Raw genomic sequence first — 10,032 nt, 5'->3', positions numbered from 1 at the left:
CGGGAAGCGCGTATCCAACCGGATGCGCGCTTCTGCCGATGAGCGGATATACCGGCCCGAGTACGCACCATGCGGGCGTCGGGCTACGAAGACATATTCTCGACTGTCCTCGGTGAACGGTTCGCCAGCGAACCCACCGTGGAGTGCCTCGAGTTCCAGGTCTGCCACGTCGAGAAGTCCGAGCCACTCGTTCTTCGTCGCCCACCACAAGGAGCTCACCGCGCCGTCGTCACGGACCAGGTCAATCCGGTTGTCGCCCACCGCGTATCGGATTGTGTGCGGGACCGGTCCGAGCTGGCGAGTGCCGTCCAGGTCTGCTGCGGTGTGGTGATCGAAGACGAACGCGTTCCAGGCGAATCGTCCGCCGGGCTGCAGGGAGGCGGCTACACGCTCGAAGACACGGCGGCGGTCAGCCCAGGTATTCAGGTGCAGCAGCGCACGGAACGGGCAGTAGATCAGCGCCGCCGGCTGATCGAGGCGCAGCTCGCGCATGTCGGCCTCGCGCAATTCGAGCCGCACGCCAGCCGCCGCCGCCCGGATCATGGCCTGCTCGAGCATTCGAGGAGAGGTATCGACGCCGATTACGGGTTGCCCGGTGGCTTGGGCAACCGGGATCGCCACCCGGCCATTGCCGATTGCGAGTTCGACCAACGGCCCATCGGCACGACTGGCAAGCTCGACATAGAAAGCAATATCCGCCGTCATACCGGCCGACCATTCGTCATAATGGTCCGCGAATGCCTCGTTCCAGCTCATACAACCAAGACTGCCCGTGCACCCAAGGAAACCCAATCGATTTCGGGCAGCAACTCGGCGACACCAGTATCCGCACATGCCGGGATCGATCACCGCGGTGACGGGCGCGGCGTAGTCGGCGCGTTGGGCGTCGGTACCGACTCCATGGCGCCGGCCCGACCGCCTTTCTCAGACCCCAGGACCGGTTGCACGAGGTCGTCGAGGGCACTGCGCAACCCGCGGGCGAAGACCTCCACGTCCGGGCAACTGTCCTGATCGGCGGCGGCAGTGAAATTGAGCTGGCCGGCGTACGACAGGGCTGCGACGACGAGTGTCAGGTTGCCCATGGGCGGCAGTAGGGGGAACACCTCCAGCAGCGGCGCGCCGGCGAGATAAAGCCGCGTCCGCGGACCCGGGACGTTGCTCACGACCAGGTTCACCGACCGCTGCCGCGGAAACAGCCGGTACCAGATGCGCTGGCAGGCGACGAATCTGAAGATCCCGCTGCCCGCCTCGGGGCGAGCCTTGCCCTTCCGTGCGCTCGTCTCTGCGGCGATCACCGTGAGCCGGCACACCGGGTCCGGCTCACCGACCGGCAGCGGCACCATCATCCATCCGGGCGTGTTGCCTTGCGCTTCCCCGGGCCGCGCTTCGTGGTGGGAGATGGTCACCATCGCGCGCTGGACAAGCCCTCGGACATCCTCGCCGCGGCTTGCCAGCAGCTGGCGCAGGCCGCCGGCAACCGCGGCCAGCACCACGTCGTTGACCGTGGCCTGATGGACATGAGCGACATGTTCGATGGGGTCGAGACGGCCGCGGACGATGGTCAGTCGGCGCTCGGAGCCTACGGGGTGGTTGAGACTGGTTCGTGGGGCAGGCTTTTCGGTGAGCACCTCCCGCCAGGCCGGCAACGCGCGGCGCGCCTGGCGCAATGTTCTACTCGGATGGACAAGGCCCGACCACCCGAGCCGTAGTTCCTGTCGGCGGCGTCGCAGGTTGTCGCCGAGCAGTTCACCGGTGGACGGGATAGGTGTCGGCGTCCACGGCGGTGCACCCTCGACCGGCGCGTCGGCGGTCCGGTCGAGCAGCGCCCCGAAGGCGGCCATCGCGGCGGGGCCGTCGGCGAGGACGTGATGCAGCTTCAAGAACGCGCCGACCCGTTGGTCCGGCAGGCCGGGCAGCAGCCACAGCTCCCACAGTGGCCGGGCGGGGTCGAACGGCCGCCGGGCCAGCTGCTGACATGTCCGCAGCAGCTGGTCCTGGTCGCCGGGCGCGGCAACCGCATGGACGTGGAGGTGCTCAGCGAGGTCGAAGGAGGGCGCGTCGATCCACAGCGGCCACCCCAGCCCGAGGCGAGGCCGGTACAGCAGCTGCCTGAAACGAGGCACCAACCGCATTCTCGGCTCGAGGTGTCGCCGGACCGCGTCGAGTCGGACGCTGCCGTCCTCGTCGAGCAGGTTTGTGCCGTCGAGGATGGCGAGCCCGCCGATGTCGGTGGACCAGCCGTAGTCGTCCCAGAGCAGCAGGAACAGGTCCGAAGCGGTCACCCGCTCCAGGAGACGGGTCTCGGCCATGACCTCACGTCCCTTCCTCGGGGCCTAGACAGCCGCCGCGGTTCCGAGGCCTTGGAGGAACGAGTAAACAGCGATTCCTCCGGCGTGCTTGTCTGCGAGTTCCCTGAGCTCCTGGGAGACCTCGCCGAAGGCGGTCATCCGGTGGTCGTATGCGTACTTCTCGAAGAGGATCGCCCGCGCGTCCATGACGTGTGAATTGTGCTCGATCAGACCTTGCCCGCTCGGGTACGCCTCGTGGACCTCGCACTCGGTTCCGTCCTCGCTGATGAACCAGTCGTAGCGAAGGGTCTGCGTGTCCTTCTCTCGGGTCAGCCGCATGATCTCGGCCGCTTGCGCCTTGAACCCTTCCAGTTGACCTGGACGGATCTTCAAGTGTGCGTGCAGTTCCAGATGTCCCATGACTCCTCCCGGCATCGACTTCGGGTGCGGTCGTGCTGACCGCGGGTGGGGACGAAGCGGTGGGCGATATCCGAGAACGCGGGCCAGTGGCGCGTGGCACACCCGCATTGCCTACGCCAGCACAGTGACGCCGGTGTCTGTCGAGTCGAGAGTCTCTCGTTCGACTTCGATCGAGTCGTCCGCGGAGTCGGCACTCCTCCTCCACTCCGTTCTTGCGGCTCAGCCTCGATTCCCGGCTCATGGCCGGACCGCCTCTTTTTCTTCACATCGTCGTCTTCGAGACCGCCTCGCGGCAGGGCCGAAGGTCCACCCCTCACCGGGCCGACCGGCCTGACTGCCAGGGTCCGATGCGCGCCCCGTTGATCGGTACCGCGCCGAGCATCCACCACGAGCCGTGAGGATCTGGTCGCGGGTCTCGCGGGGTTTGTTTTCCGGCGGCGCGGACCGAACCACGGGAGCCGCTTCGAGCAGGTCGGTACCCACCGATGCGAAGCGCTGTTCGAAGGCTGTCTGGTCGGCGGGTACCGGTTGCATGCTCACGCCAGCGGCGCTGTTCGCCCCTGTGACGTGCGTTCAGCACAGTCGTTGTTCACTGAGCGTCCTCGTAGAGATCGGAGTACTGGGTGCGCATGATCTTCTTGTCGAGCTTCCCGACGCTGGTACGCGGCAGCTCCTCGACGAACAGGACCGTTTCCGGCAGTTGCCATTTGGCGAATCCGCCCCTCGAGCAACTCGTGGATCTCGATGAGCGGCATTTCGTTTCCATCCACCGTGACCACGAGCGCGACCAGGCGCTCCTGCCACTTCGGGTGCGGCACACCGATCACCGCGGCCTCGGCCACCATCGGATGCCCGGCGATGGCGTTCTCCATATCGATCGAGGAGATCCACTCGCCACCGCTCTTGATCACGTCCTTGATCCGGTCGGTCAGCTCGAGGTACCCGTTTTCGTCGATGCGGCCCACATCCCCACTGCGCCAATAGCCTTCGTGGAATCGGTCGCCGTCGTCGGGCAGCTGGTGATACCGCTCGATGATCCACGGGCCGCGCACCAGGACCTCGCCCTGCGCGACACCGTCGTGCGGCAGATCATTGCCTTCCGCGTCCACGATCCGAATATCGACACCGACGGCCGTAATGCCCTGGGAGCGTTTGAGATCCCACTGCTCGTCCTCGGTGAGAGTGTCGCGCAGCGCGGGTTTCAGCGCGCCGTTCGCGGCGACGATGGGCGTCGTCTCGGTAGCCCCGTAGCCGTGCACGATGTCCGCGCCGGTCAATTCGTAGAAGCCGCGCATCATCGACAACGGCGGTTCGGTCGCGCCCGAGAGCAATCTGGCACGGCTGAAGTCCGGCTTGACGTCGAGGGTTCGGATGTAGTCGAGCATGGGCCCGAAGATCGCGGGTGCGCCATTGGCTATGGTGACGTTCTCGGCGATCATCTCATCCACCAGGACCGAGGTGTCCTGCGCCAGATTACGCCCGGGGAGCACGATCTTGGCCGCGCTGTACACACCGGACTGCGGCAGTCCCCACGACTGTCCATGGAACATGGGGGTAATGAGCATGATCGCGTCGTCGGCGGTAATGCTCAAGGCCGCGGCCTGCGCCACAGCGTGCAGATACATTCCGCGATGCGAGTAGTAGACGCCCTTGGGGCGGCCGGTGGTCCCGGTGGTGTAACAGGCACTGTAGGTGGAGGTTTCGTCGATCATCGGCCACTCGATCTCGGTGTCGGCGGTGGCCATCAGGTCCTCGAAATGGTGCACGTCGACAGGGTGGTCGAGATCTCGGCCATCGGCCGGTCGGACATGATCACCCAGCCTTCGACGCCGACTCCTTGGGCGGCAAGGGATTCCGCTACCGGTAGCAAGGTCTCGTCGACCAACACGAAGCGGGCCGCACTGTGCTCGACCACGTACCCGAGGTCCTCGGGGGACAATCGCAGATTCATTTGCAGCATCGCCGCCGCGAGCCCCGGGATCGCCCAGTACAGCTCGAAATGCCGCCTGCTGTTCCAGTCCAGGACCCCGACCATGTCGGCGGGTCCGATACCGAGTCCGCGAAGGACGTTGGCGGCCTTGCGAATCCGAACGTACGCATGGCGGTAGGTGTAGCGATCCCAGCCGCCGTCTGCGGTCCGGAAGACGATCTCCTGTTCGGGGTACGTGCGGGCGGCGTGCCGAATGAGTGTCGTGGTGTTGAGCTGGTAGTGGTCGCCGTGCGTCGACGGTAGGCCCTTGACGATCTCGTATGTCATTGCGTACTCCTGGAAATTCGTTCGATAATGGTGGCGTTCGCGGCGCCCGTCGCCTCGCAGATCGTCTGCGGACTCGCATCACCTGGAATCACAGCGATTCCGGCGCTGGCGAACTGCGCGGCGAAGGCGGGCAGAGCCTGGTCGTGAACTGCTGACAAACCATGCGCCATCTTGTTGCGCGGATGAGTGATCTAGCTGCGGTGCTTGGCGTCCCAGTCGGCCTGCATGGTCAGCAGGGCCACGATAGGCAGTTCGGGTGTGTCGGGGTCCAGTTCCCGGTAACGGACGTAGACGTTGTTGACGATGCGCTCGGCATCCAACCAGTCCTTGAATGGGCCCAGGTCGATCTGGTGGACCGCCTCGGCCACCGGCAGCCCGGCGTGGAAGGCGACATCGGACTGTTCGATCACCATTTCCCAGTATTCCTTTACCGCGCGTATGGCCTCGACGCCGACAACCGGGCCATGCCCGGGAATTACGACCGAGGGTCCGAGGTCGATCATGCGTTCGCAGGCAGCGACCCAGTTCGAGATCGGCCCCGCCCACACGATCGGTGAACTGCCAGCGAAAACCAGATCGCCTGTGAACAGCACACCGGCGTCGGGAACGAACGCGACCGTGTCGGCGGTAGTGTGGGCGGGACCGAGATCGTGGAGTTCGACTGTGCGGCTACCTACCTCGACGGTCAGCGACGTGTCGAAGGTCTGATCGGCATTGCGCACCGCGATGCTGCCCCAATCATGACCACCGAACCGTTCCCGCAGCCAGGGGCTGGCAACCGGGCCGAGATCCATGGAGGCGACGAAAGCCATCATCTGTGGATTCATCTCGTGCGCGAGCTCCTCAGCACTGCCGGCCGCCGCGAGGATGTTCACCGACTCGTCGAGCAGTTGATTGCCGTAACAGTGATCGCCATTGGCATGAGTGAACAGCGCCGTGGTGATGGGACGTGCCGACGTGATCGGCACCATTGCATCGAGCATCGCTCGAGTCAGCTGCAAATCGTAGAGCGTATCGATGAGCATCGACGCGTTGTCTCCGGCGATCAGTCCCGCATTGCTGAGGCCGTATCCACCGTCGGGTTGAATCCACGCCCACACATCGCGGCCGACTTCATGCAGTCCATGGGTGAACGGCAGCAGCGGTTTCAGCGGGTTGGGGCGCCGCACGACGACGGGGACATCGGGATTCACCCGTGCCGGTAGCGGTTCGGGGCAGTGGGATGCGCGCACCGTCTGGCGGGTCTGACCGAGACCTTCGACGGTCAAGGTGACCACATCGCCGTCTCGCAGCCATCCGCGCCAGTTGTCGATGTCATCGAGCCGGAAATGCTCCAGCAGCGTGCACACCGGCACCGTGCCCGACCCGAATACCTCTCCGGCGACGATCGGAACACCTCGCGACGCGAATGAGATCACCTCTGCGAAACTCCAGTCCATCGGCGCGGTCGACCGCGTGCCGATCACCGTGTCGTTGATCATGGCCGTCACGGTCAGATCCAACTGTCCGTCGCGCATGTACGGCTCCAGATCATCGGGGGTGACCAGATATGGGCCCAGGGTGATGCCGCTGTCCTTTCCCTTTGCCTGCCCGATGGCCATCTGTGCGTCAAGGGCCTGCAGATCTCGCGCCGACCAGTCGTTGACGATCGTGTAGCCGATGATGGCGTCCTGCGCCTGCGAAACGGTGAGATCCTTGCCGCCGACGCCGACGATGGCACCGATCTCCAGTTCGAAATCCTGCCAGGCGGTTCCGGGCGCCATCGGCGCGTCGTCGAAGGGCCCGAGAATGGTGGTCGGGCACCGGAACGCGAAAGCGGGTATCCGGTAGAAGACGTCTTTGAGGACGCGGCCCTGCCCGACCGCTTCCTGATAGTTGCGTACGTGGTCGAGATAGCACAGTGCATCGCGAAACACAGGTGGTCGCTCGATGGGCGCCAACAGATGGGCCTGCGCCAGACTCACCACCTCCGCCGGAGACTGCCGGGCAGCCTGCCCGAGCTCATGCAGCACTTCGGCGCCTCGGCCGATCACGTCGATCAAGGCCAGTCCTGTCGGCAGGGCGTGAATCGCGTCGCCGACCACGACTCCGGCACGGTCCCCTTCGTCGGACCGGTACATCACATAGCGCATCGAACACCTTTCGCCTGTGTTGGCTAACACAGAATAGGCTATCAAGCATTGCAAAGGTCTTCCAACATAGGACAGAGGAGCTTCTCCAGTGGCGCGGAAGGACGACAGCGATGAGCGACACCCATCCTCGGCGAAACGCCGGTATCGGCACGATCGTGCAGGTGGCGTTGGACCTGTTCATCCACAACGGTTATCGCGCCACCACTCTCGAGGCGATCGAGCGACGTTCGGGCATCAGCAGTTGCGCTATCGCGTGGCACTTCGGGAGCAAGCGCGGCTTGCCGCTGGCCGTACGCACGCCGCGGCCCTTTCCGACCTTCATGCCACCCCTCCCGTGGCGCGCTGCGCGGCCGACGTGCGCGCATGCTAGGCGGAGTGGCTCAGCCACATCCGATCGCGGTTTTCCGATCTGATCGAAGACCACATGCTTCGAGCCTCTTCGCCCCCGATCCTCGCGCGTGGTCCGAAAACCCGATCCGCTGCGATGCTGATCGCTTTCCCGACAGAGGCTTTGCGAGTCACGGGAGATGCAGCACCGCCGCTGTTACGGCGCGGCCTTACGTACCCCTGAAGACGCGGCCCCGAGTCGGTGCTTTTGCACTTTGCCCACCGCGGTGTGCGGCAGGGAGCCAACGATGTCGACGACGCTCGGGACTTTGAAGTCGGCGAGATGCCGGGTGCAGTAGGCGATGGTGTCTTCGCCGGTGACATCGCCGTGTCCTGGCTCGAGCACCACGAACGCTCTGATCCGCTCGTCGCGCACCGGATCGGGTTCGCCCACCACGGCGCACTCGAACACACCGGGATGCAAATTGACCACACGTTCGACCTCGGCGGCGGCAACATTCTCGCCGGCGCGTTTGATCATGTTCTTCTTCCGGTCGACTATCGAGAAGTAGCCGTGTTCATCGATGGTGACCAGATCGCCCGTGCGCAGCCAACCATCGAGAAAAGCCTCGGCGGTTGCCGTCTCGTCATGCAGGTAGCCAGCCATCAGTGTCGATCCGGGGCTGCCCGCGACGAGAAGCTCGCCGATCTCACCGATCTCGGCATCGCGCCCGTCGGCGGTCAGCACGCGCACTGCGCCCGTGCGCACGGGCAGACCGACGGTCATGTTGTCCCGGCGATCGTGAAGCGGATTCATCAGCACCGGCGCGATGGTCTCGGTCATGCCATAGATCTGCACCAACGCCGTGTCGAAGCGGTGCTGAAATTCCTCGAGCTGGCCAGGTGTGAGGTTTTGGGCAAAGATGGTGGCGCGCAACGACGTAGGCGTGTCGGGTCCTTGCTGTGCCAGGATCATTCTCATCGGTGCGGCGAACAGGCTGGCCAAGGTGGCTGCGCTGCGACGGATCTGAGCGGGCCAGCGGGTAGCCGAGAATCGTGGGGCGACGGCCACAGAGGCGCCGGTTACCAGTGCCGACATCACGCAGTAATACTGGGCGTTGGCATGGAACAACGGCAAGCAGACCATCCAGCGGTCATCGGGACGCATCCGCAGATGATTGGCCACCACCGTCCCGGCTTCCACGTAGTTGGCATGGGTGACCACGACGCCTTTCGGCCGGCCGGTGGTTCCCGAGGTGTACATCACCGCCAGCGGCCACTCGGGACCCACCGTCGCGTTGGGGGGCGAGGATCCCTGCGAGTGGGCCTCGAAGTCGGCCCCGCAGGTGATGACCGGCACCCCCAGGTCGGCAGGTAGCTCAGCGCCGCGCTCTTGCCCGCATATCAGCAAGCGACATTGCGCATGACCGATGATGAAGGCGATCTCGTCGACGCTGCTGCGCGGACTGATCGGAACGATCACCGCGCCGAGAAGAGCAGCCCCGAACCAGCAGGCGAAGAATTCGCGGCAGTTGTCAGTCATGACCGCGAATGTCGCTCCGGCACCCACGCCGGCATTGGCGAGCAGCCGCGCTCCCGACTGCGCCATCTCCCATGCCTGGGCGTAGCTGAGGTCGTCGCTGTCGTTGTCGTGCAGGAAGCTCGAGAACACGGCATCAGGCTCATGGTCTGCCCGGTAGGACAGCAGCCGTGACACAGTGCGGGCGCCAGACGGGTAGGACGTGTTCATCATTGCGGCGCGGCGACCTCCTTCGAATCTCGTGACGACAAAGAGCGTCGTAGATCAATCAACATATCCTATGTCAGCCGACATAGGTAGCGGTAACTCGACCTCCTCGTCACATATCGGGCCGCGAGCACTACCTATGTCATCCATCGCAGCACATGTCGAGTAGCATGGAATAGGCATGGCGATCGGTAACTGTGACAGAAGGAGGTCGGTCGTGGCGATGAGCCGTCGTGAGGCGACCAGCCAAGAAAGCCGTCAGATCCTGCTGCGGGCGGCTGCCGAATTGTTCGCCGAGAACGGTTACCGCGCAACGACCTTCGAACACATCGCCGAACGTTCTGGCATCAGCCGCGGCTCGATTCCATGGCACTTCGGCAATAAGGAGGGGCTACTCAAGGCGGTCATCGATGACATCCGCACCACGGGAATCGGAGCCGCAGGAGCCGTCACCTCGTTCGAGGATGCTCTCGACCAGCTGTTCGAGCACATCCGGCAGCCCACTAGCAGGCTGGCCATCACGCTGCTGGCCGAGGCTATCGAGCCTGATTCACCGCTTACTGCGGTGTGCGCTGACCTTCAGGCCACTCTGCGAAAGTGGCTGGCCGACAGTCTCGGCGGGGTCACGCTGCCATCAGGGATGAACGAAGATACCTTTATCACCGTAGTACACGGCTCCATCATCGGAGTCCATCAGCAGTGGCGGGTTGCACCCGAGGCGATCGACCTGGACACGGCGTGCGCTGCGATCAAGACGCTCTTCGTGGCCAGCACCAAGCCGCGCCGCAAGCAATCCGAGCGCAGTTGATTCCTGCGTGGGGCAGCGCGGGCTGACGCAGCGCATGCCATCATCAGATCCAT

Annotated in this window: 7 protein-coding genes and 1 pseudogene; 2 read left to right on the top strand and 6 right to left on the bottom strand. The window is 64.6% G+C overall.

The annotated features are described in order from the left end of the window. The 5 genes and pseudogenes from ACRWNM_RS35875 to ACRWNM_RS35855 all read right to left on the bottom strand — a co-directional run. The coding region (locus ACRWNM_RS35875; RefSeq protein ID WP_431972611.1) for a class I SAM-dependent methyltransferase at positions 1 to 756 on the bottom strand (756 nt) is incomplete at its 3' end. A gap of 89 nt (positions 757 to 845) precedes the next feature. Continuing rightward, positions 846 to 2,309: a wax ester/triacylglycerol synthase family O-acyltransferase gene (locus ACRWNM_RS35870; RefSeq protein WP_431972610.1), complete on the bottom strand. Its 1,464-nt coding sequence runs from the start codon at positions 2,307 to 2,309 to the stop codon at positions 846 to 848. 24 nt (positions 2,310 to 2,333) lie between these two features. Next, positions 2,334 to 2,708 carry a hypothetical protein gene (locus tag ACRWNM_RS35865; RefSeq protein WP_431958610.1) on the bottom strand — a complete coding sequence of 125 codons (375 nt, stop codon included), beginning with the start codon at positions 2,706 to 2,708 and terminating at the stop codon, positions 2,334 to 2,336. Between the two features lie 589 nt (positions 2,709 to 3,297). Continuing rightward, positions 3,298 to 4,965 (bottom strand): annotated as a pseudogene (locus ACRWNM_RS35860) (long-chain-fatty-acid--CoA ligase). Between the two features lie 191 nt (positions 4,966 to 5,156). Further along, complete coding sequence (locus ACRWNM_RS35855) at positions 5,157 to 7,097, bottom strand: fumarylacetoacetate hydrolase family protein (protein ID WP_431972609.1); 1,941 nt, start codon at positions 7,095 to 7,097, stop codon at positions 5,157 to 5,159. Positions 7,098 to 7,207: 110 nt separating this feature from the next. On the opposite strand from ACRWNM_RS35855, the gene ACRWNM_RS35850 reads away from it, so the two are divergent. Further along, entirely contained in the window at positions 7,208 to 7,510 is a 303-nt protein-coding gene (locus tag ACRWNM_RS35850) for a helix-turn-helix domain-containing protein (RefSeq protein WP_431972608.1), read from the top strand. 131 nt (positions 7,511 to 7,641) lie between these two features. Here the strand turns inward: ACRWNM_RS35850 and ACRWNM_RS35845 are convergent, their stop codons facing one another. Continuing rightward, a complete protein-coding gene (locus ACRWNM_RS35845) occupies positions 7,642 to 9,177 on the bottom strand; it encodes a class I adenylate-forming enzyme family protein (protein WP_431972607.1) in 1,536 nt (511 codons plus the stop codon). Between the two features lie 217 nt (positions 9,178 to 9,394). On the opposite strand from ACRWNM_RS35845, the gene ACRWNM_RS35840 reads away from it, so the two are divergent. Next, complete coding sequence (locus tag ACRWNM_RS35840) at positions 9,395 to 9,979, top strand: TetR/AcrR family transcriptional regulator (RefSeq protein WP_431972612.1); 585 nt, start codon at positions 9,395 to 9,397, stop codon at positions 9,977 to 9,979. The last annotated feature ends 53 nt before the right edge of the window (positions 9,980 to 10,032 follow it).

Source organism: Nocardia sp. bgisy134 (assembly GCF_965341865.1).
Classification (GTDB): domain Bacteria; phylum Actinomycetota; class Actinomycetes; order Mycobacteriales; family Mycobacteriaceae; genus Nocardia.
The sequence above is the reverse complement of the archived record's forward strand: the minus strand, read 5'-3'. Positions and strand labels throughout refer to the sequence as shown.

Excerpts from the sequence above, each read along its gene's own strand:
- ACRWNM_RS35870 (WP_431972610.1), bottom strand. The coding sequence starts at position 2,309 with ATGGCCGAGACCCGTCTCCTGGAGCGGGTGACCGCTTCGGACCTGTTC.
- ACRWNM_RS35865 (WP_431958610.1), bottom strand. The coding sequence starts at position 2,708 with ATGGGACATCTGGAACTGCACGCACACTTGAAGATCCGTCCAGGTCAA.
- ACRWNM_RS35855 (WP_431972609.1), bottom strand. The coding sequence starts at position 7,097 with ATGCGCTATGTGATGTACCGGTCCGACGAAGGGGACCGTGCCGGAGTC.
- ACRWNM_RS35850 (WP_431972608.1), top strand. The coding sequence starts at position 7,208 with ATGAGCGACACCCATCCTCGGCGAAACGCCGGTATCGGCACGATCGTG.
- ACRWNM_RS35845 (WP_431972607.1), bottom strand. The coding sequence starts at position 9,177 with ATGATGAACACGTCCTACCCGTCTGGCGCCCGCACTGTGTCACGGCTG.
- ACRWNM_RS35840 (WP_431972612.1), top strand. The coding sequence starts at position 9,395 with ATGAGCCGTCGTGAGGCGACCAGCCAAGAAAGCCGTCAGATCCTGCTG.